The following is a 23,062-nucleotide window of genomic DNA, read 5'->3' as shown; positions in this document are numbered from 1 at the left end:
ATGGATATGAACCTATCGGCGGCCACGAACACGTGCATGTTGTGTCGGTTGAACATTGAACAAACATGAGGGATGGGGCCGAGCCCCCAAGGCGGACCACGCATGTCGGCGAACACATGCGTGGCGATGGACGACGCGCGACGTCGGACCGATGCCGCAGCCGTCACCGATAGCAAAGATCGCCAGCAGTAGAGATGAGGCCTGATATGGCGCCCATCAGAGTGCACATGACCGGCGCGGAGTGGTTCTCCTCGTTGCCGGGCGGGTTGAATCGGTACTTCACCGATCTGTTCACCGCGCTCCGCCACCGGGACAACATTGAATTGTCGGCCGCCGCATTCGGGGTGCCCTCTGACGGTGGATGGTCTTGGGGCGCCACCGGCGGGTCCACTCGAACGCGGGTTCTCACCGCGTTCAACGATCGATCCGGGCTGCGACAACCCGGTATTCTTGATCGCCACTTCTGCCTGTATGGACCATCGGCCACCGGATGGCGCACCCGCAGCCGCCTAGTTGTGCACTTCCATGGACCCTGGGCGGCAGAAAGCAGGTTCGCAGGAGCCGGAGCCTTCCGTTCCCATGCCAAGTACGTCGTCGAGCGCCTCCGGTACACCGGCGCCGAGCGGATGATCGTCCTGTCGGATCGATTCCGTGACGTTCTGATCGAGGACTATCGGATACCGGCGGATCGCATCGAAGTCATTCCACCCGGGGTCGACCTCGACCGATTCGGACTGCTGCCACCGTTGGAGGCCCCCACCGGGCGGCGCACGGTGCTCTGCGTGCGCAGGCTCGAACACCGCATGGGAATTCACCGCCTCATCGAATCGTGGCCGGCCGTCGTATCCGCGCATCCAGATGCCTGCCTGATGATCGTGGGCACGGGCACCGCCGAAAATGATCTGAGAGCACAGGTGTCAGCGGCGGGTCTGGACGACAGCATCCAATTCACCGGACGTGTGGACGACCCCACCCTGACACAGCTCTACACACTTGCCGACCTCACCGTCGTACCATCCGTGGCTCTTGAGGGGTTCGGATTGATCGCACTCGAATCCCTTGCCACCGGCAGGCCTGCCGTGGTCACCGACTGTGGCGGACTCCCGGATGCGGTACGCGGTCTGGACCCCACGTTGATCGTGCCATCCGACAACGCTGAAGCACTTGGGGCGCGCCTCATTTCGGCACTCGATGGCGTGCTCCCTAGCCCGCAGCAGTGCCGACGACATGCCGAGTCGTTCTCCTGGGCGGCCACCGCGCAGCGTCACCATGCCGTGTATTCGGAGTTGAGCGCGTGATCCGGGCAGTATTCGTCGCCCACACGGCCGCGCCCTCCGGCGCGGAACTGGCAACTTCGCGCTTGCTGTCGGCGCTACGCAATGTGCCCGCGGAGTTCACCGTCGAACCGTCCGTGATCTACACCGAAGACGGCCCCATGGTCAGCGCAATGAAGTCCCAAGGCATACAAACATCATTGTTGGCCAACACTTTCGATAGCCGAAGCGTCACCATTGACGGTTCCGGATGGTTGCGCAGGTTGACCGGAGCCGCGGCACTGGTTCGGCTCGGGTGGGATCTGGGAGCCGTCGTGCGGGAGCACCGAGCCGATGTGCTGATCGCGGGGAGCACAAAAGCTCTCATCATGTCTGCCGTTGCGGCCAAACGAGCGCGGATTCCCTTGATTTGGCACGTTCACGATCGGATATCAGCTGAATATTTCGGTGCCACACTGGCATTCCTTATCCGAATGATCGGCATGATGGTGTCCGACGGATACATCGCCAACAGCCGATCCACCCAGAACTCCCTCCGGCCACGGCGGCGCCCGGGCGTCGTGGCGTACCCCGGGCTGGATTTTCTGCGGACACTCGACACAGAACACCCGCCCCAGCGCCCGCCCGCCGAGACCGTTGTCGCTGTCGTCGGCAGACTGACGCGATGGAAGGGACAAGACGTGTTCCTCAGGGCGCTGGCCAACACCAGCGTTAAGCCTCAGCGCGTGTACCTCGTCGGCGGCACCTTCTTCGGCGAGGATTCCTTTCGAACCGAATTAGAAGACCTGGCAAGCGAACTGCAGCTGCCGGTGACATTCACCGGGCATCTCGACGACCCCTCCGACATCCTCTCCACCGCCGACATCCTGGTGCATTGCTCGGTCATCGCCGAGCCCTTCGGGCAGGTCGTCGTCGAAGGGCTGCGCGCGGGCTGCGCAGTCATCGCCACCCAGCCCGGCGGTCCCGCTGAGGCTATTGAATCGGGAGTTCACGGGCTGCTGGTCGACGCCGGCAACGCTGATCAGTTGACCGATGCCCTCGACCGTCTCATTGAAGACCGTGACCTTCGAATCCGATTGGCGCAAGCCGGTCAGTCTCGGGCCAGAAAATTCGATATCGCCGACTCGGCACAGACCGTCGCATCGTTCTTCGCGCAGGTCCTCAACCGTCGCGCGACTGCATCGTTAGAAGAGCGCAGTGTCTAGGGGACCGCGAAACAGCGCAACGCTTCCCCGCGCATTACGACTGGCCCGGGATTTCGGGGCCGTTGTCTTCGGCAAGTACGGCCAATACGTCGTGACATTCGCGACCGTGCCACTACTTGCCCGAATTCTGGGCCCGGCGGGAATGGGGCTATTGGCCGTGGGGATGGCGGCGTACTTCTTCGGCTCCATCGTCGTCGACCTGGGCATGACACCGTTCCTCGCGGCTCAAGTGCCCGCCCTACGCAACACCCCCGCCGAACTCCGGCAGGTGCGTACCGACTACTTAACCCTGAGGTTGATCACCCTGGCCGTGCTCGGCGCCGCGTTCGGCGTCGGCTGGATAGCCGGGGCGCCCTCGTATGTGCACATGATTCTGTTGGGACTCTTCGCCGGTGGGCTCTGGGCCACCTCCGATGACTGGCTGCTCATTGGGCAGGGGCGGTTTGTCGCATCCGCGGTTTACCAGGGCTCCGGGCGCATCGCCTACCTCGTTCTTCTCATCGTGCTACTACCGCATTCCCCACACGCGTCCACCGCGGTGCTGTGCCTGCTGGGCTCCTCAGTTCTGACGGTCGCCGGCACCTGGTGGGACAGCCTGCGCACCTTCGGCGGACTGTGTCGCCCCTACGCACCTGGCCGCATCCTCCGCACCAGCTGGCCGATCGCCACCTCACGACTTCTCACCACCGGATACGGGCAAGGCGCACCGGCCATTTACTCCGCCATGCTCGACGCCGTGTCGCTGGGCCTGTTCTCGGCGAGTGATCGTCTGGTCAGGGCCATGCAATCTCTCCTGGATATGATCGGATTGGTGCTGCTGCCCCGGATGGCGAAACGCAGTGGACACGAACACTTCTGGCGCACCGGCTTGCGGGGATTACGCGGCGCCGTCGCGGTGGCCATACTCGCAGCAGCTCTACTCTGGGTGCTCGCGACACCGATAGTTCACCTCATTTTCGGAAGCGAGTTCCTCGGGGCCGTCGGCCTACTGCGCGCCGAGCTTCTCATTCTTCCGGCAAGCACTATCAGCTCGTACATCAGCACCGCGCTGTTACCGGTACGTCAGGACATGCATGGTGTCCTCGTAGCGTCGGTGGTAGGTACAGCGGCGTCGGTGGCCGGGCTGATCGCAGCATCCTGGAGCCACTCCGTGTGGGCACTGATTGGCGGCGTGATCGGCGCCGAATTCGGAGTAGCCATTTGGTATCTGGTCCGAATCAGGCACCTGGCAAGACGGGAACGAGGCGTGCTCATCGAGACCGAATCGGAGCAAGAGGGTGTTGTGCGATGAAGATCCTCTTTATCGGAGATGACTGGGTGGGCAGTAATGCCCGGTCGATGGCGGACGGATTCCGCCAGGCGGGCCATGAGGTGGTCGTGGTGGACACCACCAGAGTCACCTTGCCTGCCAGGCTGTCACCGGCCTGGGTGTACTCAAAGGCCATGCGCCGGAGGGCATCCTGGGTGCAGAACTCCGTGCATGATCAGATCGATGCCATTGCGCGAGATTTCACTCCCGACATGCTCTTCGGGTTCAAATCGATCCACCTGGACCAGGCACGACTACTCCAGGTTCCGGCAGCAGTCCGCGTCCACTACAGCCCCGATGATGTCGGCAATCCCTACAACACGACGACTGATTACCTGGCGCACGAACGCGAGTGGGATCTGGTGGTCACCACCAAACGCCACAACGTGACCGAGTTGCAAGACCGAGGCGCGCGCCGAGTGAAGTTCGTACGCAGCGCCTACGACCCCGCGTGGCATCGTGCGTGCGCGAAACGGGTTGCACGGCAGTATCTTGTGGGGTTCATCGGAGCCAGACGCCCGGACAGATCCGACATGATCGCCCGACTCGGCAACGAGCACGGGAAGAATCTTCTTGTTCGTGGTCCGGGCTGGCGACGCATGCCCTCGCTGCAGGCCACCGGAGCCACAGTCGGTGGCGCCGTCTACGGCGATCACTTCGCGACCACCGTGGCGTCCGTCACCGCGAACCTGGTCTTGCTGAACTCTGACAACCGCGACACCCACACCTGTCGAACGTTCGAAATACCCGCGTGCGGTGGGCTGTTCGTCGGGGAACGCACCGATGAACACAGCGAGCTGCTCAACGAGGGAACCGAATGTCTGCTGTTCTCCAACGAGGCCGAACTTGGCGAGATCCTGCAGTGGTGTGCTTGCCATCCGGCGCAAGCCGCCAAGATCGCGGGGGCAGGCCACCTTCGCGTGACGCAGGGATCGCACCGCTACGTCGACCGCGCCAAGGAAATCGCCGATGAGCTCCACTGACGCCACGGAAATGCCCACCGATGAGCCCTCAGTGCCTGCCGCCGACCGGCGACCACGGTGGCGCAGGCGAGTCCTGTTGGCCTTGATCGCGATCGCCGTGCTCACGACGGGGTTCGTCACCGCTGGCTGGCGTGTGTACATGCACCCGCAGACCGATCCGCTACGGCCCGCCGACGCGATCGTCGTATTGGGCGGCACTCCCTACGAGCGATTCGACGTCGGGCTGGATCTGGCGAAACGCGGGTACGCACCGTACCTGCTGATCGCACAGTCGACCGGTGCCAATGACCGCAACATGGACAAGTACTGCAAGGGCCACTTCACATTCACGGTCAGCTGCTTCATCCCAGACCCCTGGACCACCGAGGGCGAGGCCCAGGAAATACGCGCCAAGGCACAGGAACTCGGCTGGCATCACATCATCGTCATCACCTTCACGCCACACGTCTCGCGTGCTCGTTACATCGTCGGAAAGTGTTTCGACGGGGAGCTCACCATGGTCGCTAGTCCCACTCCTTCCGGAGTTGCCTTCTGGTCGTGGATGTTCGTCCGGCAGTCCGGCAGTTACGTCAAGGCTTTTCTGACCCCCGGATGCTGAGGAGGGAACTATGAACTCATCGCGTATAGCGATCGTCCATGAACGTTTCACCGAGTTCGGCGGCTCGGAATTGGTGGTCGCCGAATTCATGAAGGCCTGGCCGCAGGCGAAAGTCTTCGCGCCGATCACGGAACCCCATTGCCGCCAGCAGGTATTGGAAGCCGCGGGCTGGCCGGACGATGCACCGCACGAACCGATTTCGGGGACCTGGCTGGACAATGCCTACAGCGCTACCGGACGCAGGTCGCACGCACCACTGCTTCCCCTGGTTCCCAGCGCCCTGAGGAAGCTCCCGCTCGGCGATGACCTCGACGCGGTGCTGATCAGTCATCACTCATTCGCCACCCAGGCGGCATTCGCCACCGATGCTCCCGTCATCGCATACGTGCACAGCCCGGCCCGCTGGGCATGGGACCGCGCATTTCGTGATCACGAGATGGCAAGCCGGGCAGGACGAATCGCCCTGTCCGCATTGGGGAACCTCGCGCGCCGGGGCGAACTGCGGGCAGCACCCCGCTTATCGCATGTCATCGCCAACTCACATGCCGTGGCGGAGCGGATTCGCGATTGGTGGGGGCTGCCGTCGACAGTGATCAGCCCACCCGTACGCATCGACAGGTTCTCTCCCGATCCGTCGATTGCCCGCGAGGACTTCTATTTGTGTGCGGGCAGGCTGGTTCCGTACAAGCGTGCGGACCTAGCCATCCGGGCCGCGCAACGGGCCAATTGCCGCCTAGTGGTGCTGGGCGAGGGACGATTCCGCGATCACCTAGAAGAAATCGCCGGGCCCGAGACCACCTTTCTCGGCGCCGCATCCGACGAGGTTCTCCTGGACATGTACCGGCGATGCCGCGCCCTATTGATGCCCGGCGTGGAGGACTTCGGGATCGTCCCCGTCGAGGCAATGGCGTGCGGAACACCGGTCCTGGCGCTGGGCGCGGGAGGTGCTCTGGACACCGTGGAGCCCGGCATTACCGGTGAACACGTACAGGCCGGCCCGGATGACGCCGTCATAGCACAGCTCGCCGAGCTGATGCGGGACTTCAACCCCGCCGACTACGACACCAGCGCCATCCGGTCGCAGGCGTGCGGATTCTCACCCGAGGCGTTCCGTTCCCGGATCGCCGATATCGTGCTGGGAGCCGTGCGCCTCTAGTCGCTCGCCGAGTGCTTTCCTGCACTTGACGACGATCCGCCATGGGCACCCGAACCTTCCGAACCGCCCGCGCTCGAACCACCACCGGACGACGCCTCGGGCGCGCGATGCTTTCCACCCGACTCACTGGGCGAGGCCACCTTGACCTTCACCTTGTTGGACGCACCCGAGGAATCCTCATGATGCTTGCCGCTATCGGAGTCGCTCTTGGTCACCGACGACGTGCCTGAATCCTTATTCGCCTCAGCAGCTTTGGATTCGGACTGAGTAGAAGTCACAGATTCGATCGTGTTAGTCACCGTAGAGGTGATCGCACCCCTCGTCTGCTTGATCGACCCACTGGCCGAATCCTTCAGCGCACTATTCGCCTTATCGACCTTGTCCTGCAGCTTCTCCTTCACGACCGGCTTCGCCGGCTTCTCCTTGTCTTTCGAGTCTTCCTTCGCCTCGGCCTTGGGGGCCTCTTTCGCGACATCCGGCGTGGGAGCGGCAGCGGCAGCAGGTTGAGCTGCCGCTTCGCCGATCGGCGTCGCACTCAATTCCGAAGCGCTGGATGCGGATGCGGAAAGCGGCGCCGGCGCGACCTTCTCGACAACCTTGTCCTTGGCGGCGACGAGGTTCGAGGTGAGATCCAGTTTCGGAGCCTCAAGCTGCTTGGCCTCAGGTGCCGTCGCAGCGCCCAGTTTCTGCGCCGGCGCAGAAGCCTCGACGTGCGTGGCCGCCGGTGCGGGCGTATCGGTGGCCGCCAAGGTGTTGGGCGCCGGAGACGAGAGCGGCGCGGGAGCCGCACCGATCACGCTGGCGAGCTGCGTCATCACATCCTTGTAGAACTTGGAGGCCTGCAGGGTGTTCGACGCCGCACCATTGAACAGATTCCCGTACTGCGCGGTGAGCATGTCCGAGATCGGTGTCATGACGGGCGTAACCAAACCCTTGTACAGCGGAGTCAGAGCCTTGGCGAGTTCGACTGTCGGGTCCGGTATTCCGAGCGCGGTACTGATCAGGCCGGAGACGGTGATGAGCTGGGTTGGCACGATGCCACCCGTGGGAATCAGGTTGGGCGGGATGATTCCCAGAGGCGTGTTGGCCCCCGGTGCCGTGCCGATCTGGAATGTCGGCATGAGCCCAACACCGAACAGCGATGGCAGCGTGAAGCCCATGCCCTCGGTCCCCATGTTGAAGCCACCCAGGGAATAGACGATCGGTATCGGCAGCGCCCCGGAGAACGGCGTCTGCAACACCATCATGTTCTGCCCGTTGTTGATATTGAATCCGTTGGTGCCGAGATAGTTTCCGGTCGTCACATTGAGATTCGTCATACCCAGGCCGAGCATCGGAACGGAGAAGTTGGACAACGTCGTGCCGACCGGCGAGTAGATACCGTTCTGCGTCGGGATGAGGACATGTGCATTGAACTGGCCTGCCTGCCCCAGCCCCAGTGGAGCCTTGATGCCGTTGGCCCACATGGGAATCGACAGCACGGTCTGCGGAACGTTCACGGCACCGCCGTCGACCACCAAGGTGGGCGCGGTCGCCCACCATCCGGTCTCCATCCCCAGCGGGAATGTGTAGTTTCCCGCACCCATCGGGACCCAGGCCGTCACGTTCGGCAAGGTGCCATCGGGCAGGATTCGGACCGAGTCGGGCAAGATGCCCAGCGGGTCCAGCGAGGCCGGGATCTTGATGTTGAGCCCGCTCGGTGTCTGCACAAAGGTGTTGGTGATGGTTGTCAGGCCGCTGGCCTGAAGCAGCGGCCAGTTGTAGCCCGCCGTGAACTTGTCCTGCTCGGCGATCAGTCCGTCGACGATGTCGCTCAGGGGCGGAAGCTGGTTGACGACGGGCCCGATGATGGGGTTGTTGAACACACCGTCAAGCGCGTTGGCCAGACCATTGAGCAGGTTGGCGCCCGGGATGGTCGTCGGCAGTGGCAGGTCGACGAAACCCTGCCCGGGAATCTTGATCGCGGGAATGACTCCCGGAACAGCCGTCGGGAGCGGAGTGCTTGCGAGGTTCCGCAGCACATCCGGGAGGTCGGCGATGCTGGTCAGATTGGAGTGGGTAAGGCTCGTCCCGAACGTCGGGAGCAGCCCTCCGGATCCCTGAGCGATGGGATTCCAGACGCCTCCGGCAGCCGATCCGATCGCATTAGTCCCGGATAAGTAGTTATTGAGCGCGTCCTTAGAGTCGGTGACCGCACCCTTGTAGTCCGGCGCCGCCGCGGCCGCCTGCGCGGTGGGCCCGACAAAAGCCAAGCTGGCAGTCGCGGCGACGGCGCCGACCGCCGTCACGGTGCGTTGGACGACGACCTTTTTGGATGACTTTCGATGCCGCTTGGACAAAACCGCAACCCTCTCCTTTGAGGAAACCTGAAACGTGAGCAGCACTGTAAACGTGTGACCCACCTCATAGTCGTTATTTGAAAATCGTGTCTACCTGCGATTTGTTTGGTAACACTGCGTGCCCAGACCGGCCCCGGTCGCTGCGAGCAGCGCAAGGAGGGGCCTTACTCACGCAAAGTGATTGACGAAAGTTTGCCAGAGACGTCAACAAGCGTTTACGGCGAGCAACTTGACGGCCGAAGCAAACAAGCAAACCTCGCGGCCATCGGGGTACTACAACCCCAGTAGACGACCGTCAATTTACGTTCACGCCTGAATCCATTTTCGCGTTTCGCATGTATCCAGGAACCGAATAGCCCATGATGGCCGAGACGTACTCGTAGATTGCTGGGATTTGTGTTCCAGGTCACACAGGGAGCCGCATTGATTGCCGTAGCCGCAACCACTCTGAGCTGCGTCTGCGCGGGCCACCTGCGATGACCACACAAGACGAGCGCCGCGCCACCACTGATGGCGTTGCGGCGATCCAGGATTGGACGACCGGATACGTCAAGCGCCACCCGCTTGAATCACTCAAGACCGTCGGCGAGCAGTTCATGCTCGGTGTCCGCACCATCCAGTGGTTCTTCATCGACCTGTTCACCGGCCAATTCCAGTGGCAGGAGTTCGTCAGGCAGGGCGCTTTCCAGGCCGGCACCGCCGTCGTGCCCGTCATCCTGGTCACCCTGCCCATCGGTGTCACGCTCTCCATCCAGTTCGCACTGCTCGCCGGGCAGGTCGGTGCGACATCACTGGCCGGTGCGGCCAGTGGCATCGCCATCATCCGGCAGGCCGCCTCACTCGTGGCCGCTCTCCTGATGTCCGCGGCGGTGGGTTCGGCGATCACCGCCGACCTCGGCTCGCGCACCATGCGCGAGGAGACCGACGCCATGGAGGTCATGGGCGTCTCGGTGATCCGGCGACTCGTCGTCCCCCGCTTCGCCGCAGCCATCATGATCGGTATCGCGCTCACCGGAGTCGTGTGCTTCGTCGGATTCCTCGGCGCCTACCTATTCAATGTCTACTGGCAGAACGGCGCCCCGGGCAGCTTCGTCACAACCTTCTCCGCCTTCGCGACCCCCGGCGACATGATCCTGGCCCTCATCAAGGCCGTTATCTACGGCGCCATCGTGGCAGTGGTGGCCTGCCAGAAGGGTCTGTCCACCAAGGGCGGCCCGATCGGTGTCGCCAACTCGGTGAATGCGGCCGTCGTGGAATCGATCCTGCTGCTGATGACGGTCAACCTCGCCATCAGCCAGCTGTACATCATGATGTTCCCGCGGACGGGGCTGTGACATGACCGCATCAACTTATGTGCCCCCGATTGCACGGCCCTTCGTCGGCATCTACAACAAGGCGCAGAAGCCGATCACCCGGCTCGGCCACATGGTCGCGTTCTTCTTCCGCGCGATCGCCGGCGTACCCATTGTGCTGCGCCACTATTGGAAAGAATTCCTCCGGCATCTGTCCGATATCGCCTGGGGCAACGGGTCTCTCGTGGTCGGTGGTGGTACCGCGGGCGTCATGATCGTCCTCGGCATCATCGCCGGTGGACTGGTGGCCATCGAGGGCTACAACTTCCTGGACCTGCTGGGGCTGGGCCCGGCCACCGGCATCATCTCCTCCTTGGTGAACACCCGTGAACTCGCCCCGATCATGGCCGCGATCGCCTTCGCCACCCAGGCCGGCTGCCGCTTCACCGCACAGCTCGGTGCCATGCGCATCTCCGAAGAGATCGATGCCATGGACTCCATCGCGATCCGGCCCATCCCCTACCTGGTGACCACCCGGCTGATGGCGGCCACCGTGGTCACCATTCCTCTGTACGTCGCGTGCCTTGCCGTCAGCTACCTGTCCTGCCAGATCATGGTGGGGATCATGAGCGGTGGATCCATCGGTTCGTACCTGCACTACTTCGGCATCGGCGTGAGTGGCATCGACATCTTCTACTCGGTCATCAAGGCGATCATCTTCGTGTGGCTCGCCTCGACCATCCAGTGCTACTACGGCTTCTACGCCAGCGGCGGCCCCGAAGGCGTGGGCGTAGCTGCGGGGCATGCCATGCGCGCTGCCATCACACTCGTGATCATCGTCAACATGCTGCTCACCATGGCGCTCTGGAGCGTCGACGCAGGTGCGAGGTTGGGTGGCTAGATGGCGGCGAATTCCTTTGAGACGGACGGCCGTGGGCCATCCGAGAAGCTCCTGCTGGGTACCGGCGTCGCGATGATCGTGGTGGCCGCACTGGTCACTGGCGTGATGATGCTGAAGTCCACAGGGCGTCTCAACGACTTCGTCCGTGTGGTTGCCGATCTCAACAACGTCGGTGATGGGCTGCCCCAGAAATCCGACGTGAAGTACCACGGTGTTCTGGTCGGCGAGGTCGATGGGGTCACACCTGCCGCCAACGGGCAGCCCAATTTCGTGCACATCAACCTCAAGCCGCAGTACGCCAAGTCCATCCCTAGCACCGCCACCGCTCGCGTTGTCCCCAGCAACGTCTTCGCGGTGTCCTCGGTGCAGCTGGTGGACCGGGGGCAGGGTGCTCCGATCCGCGCGGGCGCACACATCGCCGAGGACACCCAGCTGCCGACCGTTCTGTTCCAGACAACAGTGAGCAAGTTGCGCGATGTCCTCACCGCGACCGGTCGCGGCCGCGACGACCACTCCACCGGCATCCTGGCCGCGCTGGGAGCCGCGACCGACAACCGCCGCGTCAAGCTCCTCACCGGCGGTGCGCAGCTGAACCGCCTCATCGCCCAGCTCAACGACATCGTGGTGACCGACACCGGCCCGTCCACGGTCAAGGCTCTGCTCGACGCGACCGAGGGGCTCAAGCAGACCGCACCCGAACTGCTCGACTCGCTGCACCAGGCCGTCAAACCGATGCAGACCTTTGTCGAAAAACGCGAACAGCTGACCAGCCTGATCAACGGCGGCCTCACGACGGTGGGCACCACCCGGCAGGCCTTCGACAATCACACCGATCAGCTGATCGGCATCACCACGGAACTGACGCCCGTCCTCGGCACGTTCTCGAACAACGCGGGCAAGTTCCAGATGATCTTCCAGAAGATCAACCAGATGAATCAGAAATGGTTCGAGAATCCCTGGCTGTCCGACGTGGATACCGGCAACATGCGGGTGAACCTCTCGCTGACCCCCGGATACAGCTACACGCGAGCCGACTGCCCACGCTATGGCGAGCTCAAGGGTCCCAGCTGCTTCACCGCACCCGAGCTCGTGGTGCGTCCAGACCTGCCGGAAGAACTGCTTCCCCAGAACTACAAGGTGCCGCCGGACCTGCAGCCACCACGCGGAACTGTAGTGGGCCCCAACGGAAATCTGATCGCGGTCGGCCCGCCGTACGTGGTGCCCCCCGGCGGCCCGAACCTGACGGACCCGAACCCCCCACTGCCGCCGTGGCAGGCGGTGCCGGTGCCGCGCGTCCCCGGGACCGCGGATCCCGATCTCCTGGAGCCGCCGCCACCACCACCTCCCCCGCTGCCGGCCGCACCGGTTGCTCCCGGCGCACGGGACGGTGGCGGCGCACCGATCGCACCGGCATCGTTCGGCGGGACGGTGGGCCCGGTAGGTAGCGCGGTGGAACGCACTCAGCTCAGTGTCATCACCGATAAGCCAGCTAGCTCCTCCACGCAGCTGCTGCTCGGCCCGGTCGTGCGGGGCACCACGGTCTCGCTCGCGAAGGAAGGATCCCAATGAAGTTCCGTGGTCCGTTGATCGCGCTGGTCGTCTTCATGGCGGTCGCGATGGTGCTGACGTGGCTGGTGTATGCCACGTTGCGCCGTGATGTGGCGGGCGGGACCACGGCGTACTCGGCGGTCTTCACCGATGTGTACGGGTTGCGAGACGGTGATGACGTCCGCATGGCCGGTGTGCGCGTGGGACGTGTGGAGAAGATCGAGCTAGTCAACAACAATCAAGCCAAGGTCGACTTCGTCGTCCAGAACGACCAGAAGCTGTACGGCAACACTCTTGCCTCCGTGACGTATCAGAACATCGTCGGTCAGCGGTACCTGGGCCTGTCGCTCGGCAAGACCGGTGACACCAACGTGCTGGCGGCGGGGTCGACGATTCCACTGGAGCGCACCGATCCTTCCTTCGATGTCACCACGCTGCTCAACGGATACGAGCCACTGTTCAGCACGCTCTCACCGGAGCAGGCCGACAATCTCACCAAGGGCGTCATCCAGTCCCTGCAGGGTGATCAGGCCTCGATCACCTCGCTGGTCGACCAAACCTCCACGCTGACAAAGACCTTCGCAGGTCGCGACCAGGTGCTGGGCAATGTGATCACCAGCCTGAGCACAGTGACGGGGAACTTGGCGCAGCAGAACGACAGTCTCGACAAGGCCATCACGAACACCCGGAAGGTCGTGGCAGACTTCGACTCCCGCCGTCCGGAGCTGGTCAACTCGGTGGGCTCACTGGCACAGACCCTGCGGCGGGTGTCAAAGATCACCGACGAGGTCTACCCGTCGCTCGATGAACTCATCACGCGCCAACCAGGTTTCGCCAAGCACATGGTGCAGATCGAGCCGAAGCTGGCCTTCCTCGGCGGCAACCTACCGCTGCTGCTCAAGGGCTTGGCTCGTATCACCGGTGACGGCGCCTACGGCAACGCTTATATCTGCGATCTGAACATCACCGGCTTCTTCCCGGGCCTCAACGACGTGGTGCCGATCATCGTCAACGCGGCGACACCCGGCAACGTCACCCAGCACACCCCGCGATGCAGGAACCTGGCCAATGGCTGAACAAACGAGATGGCAGAAGATCAAGAACCGGCCGGTCGAGACCTACAACAAGACCTGGCTCGGGTTCATCGCGATCGCCGTGATTGGCGCACTCGTGGGCGGGATGCTGCTCGTCAAGGCAATCGGTTTCGGGTACACCACCTACACCGCCGAGTTCGCGCAGGCAGCATCGCTGCGGTCCGGTCAGCCCATCACCGTGGCGGGCATACCGCTGGGAACGGTCACCAGCATGAAGCTGGTCGGAGATCACGTCGAGGCCAAGCTCTCGGTCAGCGATGACGTGAAGCTGGGTAAGGACACCAGGGCCGCGATACGGGTGACCACGATCCTCGGTTCCCGATACCTGGACCTGCGCCCGGAAGGACCGGGGTCGTTGCCCAACAAGACCATCGACCTCGCCCACACGGAGGTCCCCTACGACTTGCAGGCGACCCTGAAGGACGTGACGAACACCTTCGACCAGGTCGATTTCGACAAGGTGGCTCAGTCGTTGAGCATTCTGGGTAAACAGCTCGACGGGCTGCCCGAGGTGGTCCCCCAGGCCATGCAGAACATCCAGACACTGTCGGGAATCATCGCCGAACGACGCGACCAGTTGGGCACGCTGCTCAAGAGCACCGAAAAGGTCACTAACACGCTGCACCGTCAGCAGCAGGGCGTGGGAACCCTGATCAATCAGGGGCAGAGCCTGATCGGCGAATTCGTGGTGCGCCGTGGCACTTTCCACGCGATGATGCAGTCGCTCACCAACCTGGTCGAGCAGCTCAGCAAGATCGTCATCAGGAACCGGCCGCAGCTCGACGACATGCTCAAGACGCTGCATCAGCTCACCGACATGCTCGGCCAGCATGACGACCTGCTGCGCAGCATTCTGCAGGTTGCACCCGTCGCGCTGCGCGGCGTAACCAATGCCACCGGCACCGGCAACGCCATCGAGTTCAATGCCCCCAACGGCCTGGCCGTCGACTCCTGGATGTGCGCAATCAGCGGTCGCGCAAAGCAATTCGGCATGATCCAGTACTTCAAGGACTGCAAATGAGTAGCGGCAGAGGTAAGGCCATCGCCGTCATCGCAACGATCGCGTTAGTGGTCGCCGCGATCGTCGGCGCGGGCGCGTACTACGTGAAGTCGCAGTTGGATCACATCACGCTGACCGCCCAGTTCGACAACGCTTCTGGACTGTACGAGTCCAATGTTGTTGCGGTGCTGGGCATGCCAGTCGGCAAGATCACGAAGATCACCCCCCGATCCGGGTATGTCGACGTGGAGTTCACCGTCGACAAGGACGTCAAGGTGCCCGTCGACGTGCAGGCCGTCACCCTGTCGACATCGATCCTCACCGATCGCCAGGTCGAGCTATCTCCCCCGTACCGGGGTGGGCCGACACTCAAGGACGGTGACACCATCGGACTCGACAAGACGAAGACGCCGGTGGAATTCGACCGCGTACTGGGCATGCTCGACAGATTGTCGGTATCGCTCAAGGGCGACGGAAACGGCCAGGGGCCGGTGGGCGACATCATCAATGCGGCCGCCGGAGTCGCCGACGGTAACGGCGACAAGATCAAGTCAGGCCTTGACGAGCTGTCAAAAGCGTTGCGGCTCAGCTCAGAGGGCGGCGTAACCACCCGCGAGCAGATGACGACCATCATCAAGAACGTCAGCTCACTGTTCGACGCCGCGGCGGCTAACGATGGCAAGCTGCGCGAATTCTCCACCACCATCCACCAACTGAGCAACATCATCGACGACGAGGCGCTCGGCACGGGGAACACCGGGCGCAAGCTCAATGATCTGGTGAAGCAGGCCGGCGACCTCCTGGAAGTCAACCGCGACCACATCAAGGCGGCGGTCCTCAACGGCAACACGGCACTCAAGACGGTCTCGGACAACCAACGTGAGCTCGCCGAGACCCTCGACCTTGCGCCGCTGGCCGTGGAGAACCTCTACAACATCATCGATCAGGACAACGGGTCGCTGCGCGCACGATTTCTCACAGACAAGCTGCTGTTCGAGAGTCAGACCGCCAAGGAGATCTGCAACATGATGGGCCTGCGCCAACTGGGCTGCAGCACAGGAACATTGCAGGACTATGGGCCCGATTTCGGCCTCTCCTATGTGCTCGACGGGCTCGCGGCGATGGGGCAAAAGTGATGGCTACACGCAAGCGCCTGGCAGCGATGGGCACGGCAGCGATGCTGGCGGCCACCGTCCTGTCCGGCTGTGGCACCAACGGTCTGGGAGATCTCCCGCTGCCCGCCCCCGGCGTCGGATCGGGCGGCTACCATCTGACCGCCCTGTTCTCGAACATCCTGAACCTGCCGAACAACGCCAAGGTGAAGCTGGCCGGCGCGGATGTCGGCCAGGTCGACGACATGCGGGTGAGTAACTACACCGCGATCACCACATTGCGCATCATCCACGGCGTCCGGCTCCCTAAGGGCAGCACCGCCGAGCTGCGTTCCGCGACACCGCTCGGCGACGTCTTCGTCTCGATTCGCCCCCCGGCCGGTGCCACCTCGGACTCGCCCATCCTCAAGGAGGGCGACACCATCGGCCTCGATTCGACGATGGCCGCGGCGACGGTGGAATCCGTGCTCAGCTCGGCGGCGCTCGTTTCCAACGGCGGCGCGGTACGCAACCTGACCAATGTCATCAACGGTTTCGGTAAGGCAACCGGCGATCAGGGCCAGGCGTTCGGCGATCTGATCAAGGACTCCAATCGCCTACTGGGAACGTTGAATACGCGATCGGCACAGATCTCTGATGCTCTCACCCAGACCTCGCAGTTGGCCGACCAGCTCGACACCAAGAACCAGACTCTCACCGACATCGTGAAAGAGGCCGATCCAGCCACCGAGGCGCTCGCCGCCAACACCGCTCAGCTCTCGCAGCTGGTTCTTCAGATCGGCGCCACCACCAAGCAGCTGCAGAAATTCCCGTCGATCGCGGGCACTGATACCAGCGGACACAGCGTCATCAAGGACGCGAACACGATTGCCAAGTCGTGGAATGACATCGCGCAGGACCCGACGATCGATATCAACGGCCTCAACCGGCAGATCACCACACTCATCAAATCCACCCCCAGCAACGCGATTTCGGTACGCGTCAGTATCGACAAATTGGTACTGGGATCGATCCCCGATGCCGGGTTCAAGGGCGATATCGGTTCGCACGGCCCCAAGCGCTACAACTGGGCTCAGCTGGTCGGCTCCTTCAAGTACACGCTGTGGCGTCTTCAGGAACGCGTGGTGGGCAAGGGCGTGTACGGCGAGGACGTCCCGATGCGACCGAGCGCGACCGAACCCGGCGTGATCGAGCGCGTGCCGGGACCGCCGCCGGGCGTGCCGGTGCCGGCGCCTCCCGGACAAGCCGAGCCCGCGTCGGCGCCCGCTCCTGGCCCCGTCCCCGGCACCGCACCGGCGCCCGTTCCCGCCCCCGGACCGGAGGTGATGGGCCAGTGATCAACGCGCTCGCCAATGGCCTGGTCGGCACCATCCGTGCCGGGCATCGCAAGAGAATGCTGCTCTCGGGCATCGCGCTGGCCACCGTGCTGTTGGTCGCGATCGCCTACCTCACGGTAGGTGCGCTGCGCATCAGCCCGTTCTCGGGCACGTACCGCGTCAAGGTGCAGCTGCCGGAGTCCGGTGGTCTGCTGCCCAACCAGGATGTCGCGCTGCGCGGCGTCAAGGTGGGCACGGTGCAGTCGTTGGCCATCACCCCGCAGGGTGTCGACGCGGTCGCCGAGATCCAGTCGAAGTACAAGATTCCCGTATCCGCGAAGGTGCGCGTCACCGGCCTGTCACCCGCCGGCGAGCAGTACATCAACTTCGAAGGCGTCTCGGATCAGGGTCCGTTCCTCAAGGACGGCGCCGTGATCTCTGAGGGTGCGCAGGTGCCGGTGACGTTGGCCAAGCTGTTGGCTGATGCCGATGGTCTGCTGGCGCAGGTGGATCCCAAGAAGCTGGAGCTCATCAAGAAGGAACTGAGCCTGAGCAAGGAAGGCCCGCGCAAGCTCACCGAGATCATCGACGGCGGCACCTTCTTGCTGAGCACCCTGGATTCGGTGCTGCCCGAGACCACCAGCCTGCTCAAGACCAGCCGGGTGGTGCTCACCTTGGCCGCCGACAAGAACTCGGGCATCCAAGCCACCGCCAACGAGCTGGGCCGCACCCTGCGCGGCATCGAGAAGATGCAAAACGGCTACCGCACCCTCGTCGATCAAACCCCCAAAACCCTGGGCGCCGTCGACAACCTGTTCGCCGACAACTCCGACACCATGGTGACCCTGCTGGGTAATCTCGCAACCGCCTCACGGCTGCTCTACCTGCGCGTTCCTGCCCTCAACGCCCTGTTCCCCAACTATCGGGCCTCGGTGTTCGACGCGCTGATGAGCATCATGCACGACGGCGGAATCTGGGCCACTGCAGATCTGTACCCGCGCTACGTCTGCGACTACCCGACACCGCGGCTGCCGCTGTCGGCCGCCGACTACCCCGAGCCGTTCCTCTACGCCAACTACTGCGCGGACACGGATCCGGCCGTCCTGATTCGCGGTGCCAAGAATGCGCCGCGACCTGCTGGGGACGACACCGCCGGACCTCCCATGGGCGCCGATATGGGTAAGAAGGCCGACCCGACACCGAAGGGCCGCTTCCAGGTACCCACCACCTATGGTGGACCGACACTGCCGATCGAACCGCCGAACTGACACCTGACCTGCGAATCAGATTCAAGGAGCTACTACCGTGGTCACCATGACCAAAGATGACGTCGATTCCACAAGCGACGCCGAGGCGGACAAGGTCGACGAGAAAGACGCCGCGGACACTTCCGCGGAAACCGACCCGACCGACACCGACGAGGCCGACGACGTCGACGCGGCAGAAGAGTCTGATTCGGACGCACCCAAGGCCGACGACGATGCGGATTCTTCCGGAACGTCGTCGTGGGTGCGTTATGCCGCGATCGGAGCCTTCGCGGCAATCCTGGTCGGGGCTCTGGTGTTCTCGGGTGTCGTGGGCATGAAGGTGTGGAGACAGCACCAGATCGATGCGGCCGGAGAGCAGGCACAGGCCGTCGCGGTCGCCTACACAGAGGTCTTGACCAGCGTCGAGTCAGACAAGATCGACGAGAACTTCCGGCAGATCCTCAACGGAGCCACCGGCAAGTTCAAGGACGATTTCACCCAGGCAAGCATCCAATTGCGGCAGCTGCTCATCGACAACAAGTCGGGAGCAGAGGGCAAAGTCGTGAACTCGGCAATCGAGTCCAAGTCCACGGACAAAGTCGTGATACTGATGATGGTCGATCAGAGCGTCAAGAACGTTAATGTGCGTGATCAACGTGTCGACAAGAATCGAATGAAGATCACGATGGTGAAGATCGACGGTCGCTGGCTCGCAAGCGACCTGACGTACCTCTAGGTCGGCCAGGAAAGGTCATCATGCGGATTTCTCAACTCTTGGTCCGAGGAGTTGCCGGGGCGTGTGCCGTCGCGCTGGCGATCAGCAGCGCGCCGTTGGCGTCGGCGTCGGCGCAGTCCTTCTGCGGCGAGCTCGGCGGCAATTTCGACGGGCTCTACTGCCACACCGTGGTGACCTCGCCGCGTAAGGCAGATCGCGATATCAAGGTCGCCATCCCTGAGTTGGTGGACAGCAACCCCGCTATCCGTGAGTACCTGCGCAACTTGTACAACAACTGGAAAGCCAAGGGCGCTGACATGATTCAGGACAGCTATGGCGAGGAGAACTTCCAGATCTTCAACCACGGCAGCACCACATCGATCGTGTTTCACGAGGACTACCACGCCAACGGCCCGCAGGTGAACAACGCCTACCGGACGTTCAACTACGACGGCGGTAGGCGCCTGGTGCTCGCCGATATTCTCAAGGGCGGCGATCTGAACGCCATCCCGCCGATCGCCGAGCCGTTCATCATCGAGGCACTGGATCGGGCCGCGCCGGGGCACACCCCACAGACCTATCCGTTCACGCCCGACCGGTGGACTCCGGACAAGGTGTATTCCGGCGCGTACAAGGCCTGGGCGCTGACACCGGACGAGCTGATCATCTACATGCCGGATTACCCAGTCGCCCACGACTACCCGATCGATTACTCCCCCGGCCAGCGGGTGTACTCGATGGATGGCGGCACTGTGGAAGCGCATATCCCGATTGGCGCCATCGCCCCGATCCTGAAGCCCGGGTACGGCGGCTAGAACGCAATGGGTGATGCCCGCCTACGAGCGACAACGCTTGTAGGCGGGCATTTTCCGTCTTAGGAGGATTACTCCACGCGTTCAAGCACGGCACTGGCGCCGTGACCACCGGCCGCACAAATGCCCAACAGCGCGGTGCTCTTCCCGCTGAGCGCGAGCTCGTTGGCCATGGTGGTGACCATGCGCGCGCCGGTGGCTCCGAACGGGTGGCCGATCGATACCGAGCCGCCGTGCACATTCACCTTGTCGATATCGGGCGTGCCCACGGCCTCGGAGCGCCCGAGCCGGTCGGCCGCCCATTTCTTGGAACCGAGGGCCTCCAGCACCGAAAGAGTCTGCGCGGCAAAAGCTTCGTGGATGTCTACGTAGTCGACGTCGGCAAGAGTCAACCCTGCCTTCTCCAACGCGCGCGGCATTGAGATGGCAGGTCCGATGAGCACCTCGTCGGCCGGGTCGACGCTGACATAGCTCCAGGACCGGATGGCGGCCAGGGGCTGCAGACCGAGCGCCCGCGCCTTTTCCTCACTCATCAGCAGCACGGCGGCGGCACCGTCGGTCAGCGGGCTGGCGTTGCCCGCGGTGACTGTGCCGTCACGATTGAAGACCGGCTTGAGCGTTGCGAGTTTCTCGATGCTGGTGTTTTCGCGGACCAGGCCGTCGCGGGTGACACCGTTGACCGGCACCACCTCACGGTCGAAGCGTCCCGATTTGATGGCGGCAGCCGCGCGATGGTGCGAGCGCACCGCGAACTCGTCCTGTGCCTCGCGGGTAATGCCGTGGATCTTGGCCATCTTGTCGGCGGACTCCCCCATCACCTCACCAGTGGTCCGCTCTTCGATCTTGGGTCGCCGCGGCAGCAGGCCGGTGAACGGCGCCAGGCTCAGAGCGGCGTCGAGGTAGTCCTTTGGCTTGGGCTTACCCAGCGCCAGCGGGGCGGCCGCGTGAATGAGCTTCTGCGGCAAGTTGACTCCGGCATTGGATGTGGAGTCGGAACCGCCGGCAATCATCACGTCGTACTCACCGCGCTCGATCGCGGCGGCCGCCGTGGTGATGGCCTGCAGGCCGGAGGCACACGCACGGGTGACGGTGTGTCCCTCGACGCCGTGCCCGAGCTTGAGATCGAGTGCGATCTCACGAGCGATGTTCGGCGCACCCGCCGGCAGGATCACCCCGCCCCAGACGATGGCCTCAATCTCGTTCGAGGAGATCTTGGTGTTGTCGAGCAGACCACGCACGGCCTCGTCGGCCAATGCGATGGTGTCGATGCGGGTGAAGTCACCGAAAGCACGGACAAAGGGGGTGCGCGCGCCCGCGACGATGACGGCGCGACGCTGAGCAGGTGCGGTCATGGCCGCGAGCTTACTCGCGAGTCAGTTCTTTATTTACACGGGTACTAAGTTCGTAAATCGGCCCGGGTTACGCCACAGCCGGGCCGCGAACTCCCGCGTCGTATCAGGCATTGAGCCGCTCGGTGAGTGCCGCGCCCGCAGCGATTTCCAGCGCCGCGAAAAACCCTGTGGGCCAAGGCCGCACTCGCCGTTCAAACCCGCCAGACAACAATCGGGTCAGCCCCATGCCGTAGCTGGCGTAACGAACAGCGGCACGAAGACCCGCTGATCGAGGGCCGTCATCACCGGCCTGCGCCAAGGCCAGCGCGAAGGCCAGGGGGATGCCTCCGTACACGGCGCGAACCTCGGTGCGGGACTCACTGGTCGGTGCGTCGCCGCCGAACATCTGTGGCACCAGGGCGGGTTTCACAAGGGCGAAGATGCCGATTCCCGCGTAAAACCCCGCTGCCGCTTTGCGCAGTGATGCGTTGTGACTCATGGAGGCGATGCTGCCAGGATGACGCGGCCCTGACACTGCCAATCGATGCCAGATCCCGCCGGATCCATGCCAACCCGGGCTTACGTGCGCGCGGAAGGCCGGCCGCTGTCGGGAACTCCGTCCCGACAACGGCCGTGTGTGGGCTAGGTGCCCGCGCCGGGGCTGGCCGAGCCGTCCGCGGTGTAGGACTTGGCTCCGGTTCCGGCCAGCTGGCCGCCCTCGACGATCAGGTATTCGTCGCGGATAGGCCGCCGCTCAAAGAAGTCTTCGAGGATTTCCCGGGTACCGGCCGCATACCTTGCCTGCGCCGACAGCGTGGTGCCGGAGACATGCGGCGTCATGGCCTCGTGCGGCATGGTGCGCCATGGATGATCGGGGGCAGGCGGCTGGGGGTACCAGACGTCGCCGGCGTAACCGGCCAGCTGTCCGCTACGCAACGCATCGACCACCGCATCGCGAACCATGATCTCGGCACGCGCGGTGTTCACGATGTACGAGCCTCGTCGCATGGAGTTGATCAGGTTCGCGTCGAACAGGTGATAAGTCTGCGGGTGCAGCGGGGCATGGATGTCGACGATGTCCACAGAGCTGACCAGGGAGTGCACGTCCGGGTGATAGGTGAGACCCAGCTCCTGCTCCACCTCGGCAGGCAGCCGACGAGTGTCAAAATAGTGCAGCCGAACGTCAAATGGCTTGAGCCGACGCATTACTGCCTGCCCGATACGCCCTGCCGCGATGATGCCGACATCGAATCCCTCAAGGTCGTAGGCGCGTTCAACACTGTCCGCGATGTTCCAGCCGCCGTCGACCACCCACTGGTGTGACGGAAGGTAGTTGCGCACCAGTGCCAGGATCTGCATGACGGCATGCTCGGCCACGCTGATGCTGTTGCAGTACGTCACCTCGGCGACAGTGATGCCCGCCTTGATCGCCGCATCCAGGTCAACATGGTCCGAGCCGATACCCGCCGTCAATGCCAGCTTCAGTTTGGGCGCCTTGGCAATTCGCTCCGCACTGAGATATGCGGGCCAGAAGGGCTGAGAGATAACCACATCGGCTTCTGGCAGCTCCTTCTCGAACACCGAACCGGGCCCATCCTTGTCGGAGGTAACCACAAGCTCGTGCCCCTGCGCCTCCAGGTAACGGCGCAAGCCGAGTTCTCCGGACACACATCCCAGCAGCTCGCCCGGGGTGAAATCGATGGCCGACGGGGTAGGCAGACTCTGCCCATCGGGATAGCCGCCGATGACCGGGATCGAATCTCGGGCATACACGGGCGGATAACCCGTCACCGGGTCGGGGTAGAGCACACACAAGATCTTCGCCATGAC

At 63.4% G+C, this 23,062-nt stretch carries 20 protein-coding genes; 16 read left to right on the top strand and 4 right to left on the bottom strand.

Annotated features, from left to right (window positions below; translation table 11 throughout):
• Nucleotides 1-227 precede the first annotated feature (227 nt).
• Genes BB28_RS04530 through BB28_RS04505 form a run of 6 tightly spaced genes read left to right on the top strand, consistent with a single transcriptional unit; the run spans nt 228 to nt 6,525 of the window.
• Nucleotides 228-1,298, top strand: a complete 1,071-nt coding sequence (locus BB28_RS04530; RefSeq protein WP_046255533.1) for a glycosyltransferase family 4 protein — start codon at nt 228-230, stop codon at nt 1,296-1,298.
• On the top strand, nt 1,295-2,479 hold the full coding sequence (locus tag BB28_RS04525) for a glycosyltransferase family 4 protein (RefSeq protein WP_046252685.1): 1,185 nt from the start codon (nt 1,295-1,297) through the stop codon (nt 2,477-2,479). Before BB28_RS04530 ends, BB28_RS04525 begins: the two co-directional genes overlap by 4 nt.
• Nucleotides 2,472-3,770, top strand: coding sequence for a lipopolysaccharide biosynthesis protein (locus tag BB28_RS04520; protein ID WP_046252684.1), 1,299 nt, complete (start codon nt 2,472-2,474; stop codon nt 3,768-3,770). The genes BB28_RS04525 and BB28_RS04520 overlap by 8 nt, the downstream gene beginning before the upstream one ends.
• On the top strand, nt 3,767-4,771 hold the full coding sequence (locus tag BB28_RS04515) for a CgeB family protein (protein ID WP_046252683.1): 1,005 nt from the start codon (nt 3,767-3,769) through the stop codon (nt 4,769-4,771). Before BB28_RS04520 ends, BB28_RS04515 begins: the two co-directional genes overlap by 4 nt.
• On the top strand, nt 4,758-5,369 hold the full coding sequence (locus BB28_RS04510; RefSeq protein ID WP_046252682.1) for a YdcF family protein: 612 nt from the start codon (nt 4,758-4,760) through the stop codon (nt 5,367-5,369). The genes BB28_RS04515 and BB28_RS04510 overlap by 14 nt, the downstream gene beginning before the upstream one ends.
• A 10-nt stretch (nt 5,370-5,379) precedes the next feature.
• Nucleotides 5,380-6,525 carry a glycosyltransferase gene (locus BB28_RS04505; RefSeq protein ID WP_046252681.1) on the top strand — a complete coding sequence of 382 codons (1,146 nt, stop codon included), beginning with the start codon at nt 5,380-5,382 and terminating at the stop codon, nt 6,523-6,525.
• On the opposite strand, the gene BB28_RS04500 is transcribed toward BB28_RS04505, so the two are convergent.
• Entirely contained in the window at nt 6,522-8,909 is a 2,388-nt protein-coding gene (locus tag BB28_RS04500) for a hypothetical protein (protein ID WP_046252680.1), read from the bottom strand. The genes BB28_RS04505 and BB28_RS04500 overlap by 4 nt on opposite strands.
• A gap of 431 nt (nt 8,910-9,340) precedes the next feature.
• On the opposite strand from BB28_RS04500, the gene BB28_RS04495 reads away from it, so the two are divergent.
• The 10 genes from BB28_RS04495 to BB28_RS04450 are packed head-to-tail and all read left to right on the top strand — an operon-like array spanning nt 9,341 to nt 19,904.
• Entirely contained in the window at nt 9,341-10,198 is an 858-nt protein-coding gene (locus BB28_RS04495; protein ID WP_046252679.1) for an MlaE family ABC transporter permease, read from the top strand.
• Nucleotide 10,199: 1 nt separating this feature from the next.
• Nucleotides 10,200-11,057 (top strand): MlaE family ABC transporter permease, encoded by an 858-nt coding sequence (locus tag BB28_RS04490; protein ID WP_046252678.1) that lies wholly within the window; start codon nt 10,200-10,202, stop codon nt 11,055-11,057.
• Entirely contained in the window at nt 11,058-12,626 is a 1,569-nt protein-coding gene (locus BB28_RS04485; RefSeq protein WP_046252677.1) for an MlaD family protein, read from the top strand.
• On the top strand, nt 12,623-13,681 hold the full coding sequence (locus BB28_RS04480; RefSeq protein ID WP_046252676.1) for an MlaD family protein: 1,059 nt from the start codon (nt 12,623-12,625) through the stop codon (nt 13,679-13,681). The genes BB28_RS04485 and BB28_RS04480 overlap by 4 nt, the downstream gene beginning before the upstream one ends.
• The gene (locus tag BB28_RS04475; protein WP_046252675.1) at nt 13,674-14,720 is read left to right on the top strand and encodes an MCE family protein; all 1,047 of its coding nucleotides are present in this window, start codon (nt 13,674-13,676) and stop codon (nt 14,718-14,720) included. The genes BB28_RS04480 and BB28_RS04475 overlap by 8 nt, the downstream gene beginning before the upstream one ends.
• Entirely contained in the window at nt 14,717-15,835 is a 1,119-nt protein-coding gene (locus BB28_RS04470; protein ID WP_046252674.1) for an MCE family protein, read from the top strand. The genes BB28_RS04475 and BB28_RS04470 overlap by 4 nt, the downstream gene beginning before the upstream one ends.
• On the top strand, nt 15,835-17,148 hold the full coding sequence (locus BB28_RS04465) for an MlaD family protein (RefSeq protein WP_046252673.1): 1,314 nt from the start codon (nt 15,835-15,837) through the stop codon (nt 17,146-17,148). Before BB28_RS04470 ends, BB28_RS04465 begins: the two co-directional genes overlap by 1 nt.
• Nucleotides 17,145-18,395, top strand: coding sequence for an MlaD family protein (locus BB28_RS04460; RefSeq protein WP_046252672.1), 1,251 nt, complete (start codon nt 17,145-17,147; stop codon nt 18,393-18,395). The genes BB28_RS04465 and BB28_RS04460 overlap by 4 nt, the downstream gene beginning before the upstream one ends.
• 46 nt (nt 18,396-18,441) lie before the next feature.
• On the top strand, nt 18,442-19,110 hold the full coding sequence (locus tag BB28_RS04455) for a YfgM family protein (protein ID WP_371258744.1): 669 nt from the start codon (nt 18,442-18,444) through the stop codon (nt 19,108-19,110).
• A 20-nt stretch (nt 19,111-19,130) separates the two neighbouring features.
• A complete protein-coding gene (locus tag BB28_RS04450; RefSeq protein WP_046252670.1) occupies nt 19,131-19,904 on the top strand; it encodes a mannan-binding protein in 774 nt (257 codons plus the stop codon).
• A gap of 68 nt (nt 19,905-19,972) precedes the next feature.
• Here the strand turns inward: BB28_RS04450 and BB28_RS04445 are convergent, their stop codons facing one another.
• The 3 genes from BB28_RS04445 to BB28_RS04435 all read right to left on the bottom strand — a co-directional run bounded on the left by BB28_RS04445 (nt 19,973) and on the right by BB28_RS04435 (nt 23,059).
• Entirely contained in the window at nt 19,973-21,253 is a 1,281-nt protein-coding gene (locus BB28_RS04445) for an acetyl-CoA C-acyltransferase (RefSeq protein WP_046252669.1), read from the bottom strand.
• 103 nt (nt 21,254-21,356) lie between these two features.
• The gene (locus BB28_RS04440; RefSeq protein ID WP_046252668.1) at nt 21,357-21,731 is read right to left on the bottom strand and encodes a DUF4345 family protein; all 375 of its coding nucleotides are present in this window, start codon (nt 21,729-21,731) and stop codon (nt 21,357-21,359) included.
• A gap of 143 nt (nt 21,732-21,874) precedes the next feature.
• Nucleotides 21,875-23,059: an NAD-dependent formate dehydrogenase gene (locus BB28_RS04435; protein ID WP_046255532.1), complete on the bottom strand. Its 1,185-nt coding sequence runs from the start codon at nt 23,057-23,059 to the stop codon at nt 21,875-21,877.
• Nucleotides 23,060-23,062: the final 3 nt, after the last annotated feature.

The sequence above is a fragment of the Mycobacteroides chelonae CCUG 47445 genome (assembly GCF_001632805.1).
GTDB lineage: Bacteria > Actinomycetota > Actinomycetes > Mycobacteriales > Mycobacteriaceae > Mycobacterium > Mycobacterium chelonae.
The sequence above is the reverse complement of the archived record's forward strand: the minus strand, read 5'-3'. Positions and strand labels throughout refer to the sequence as shown.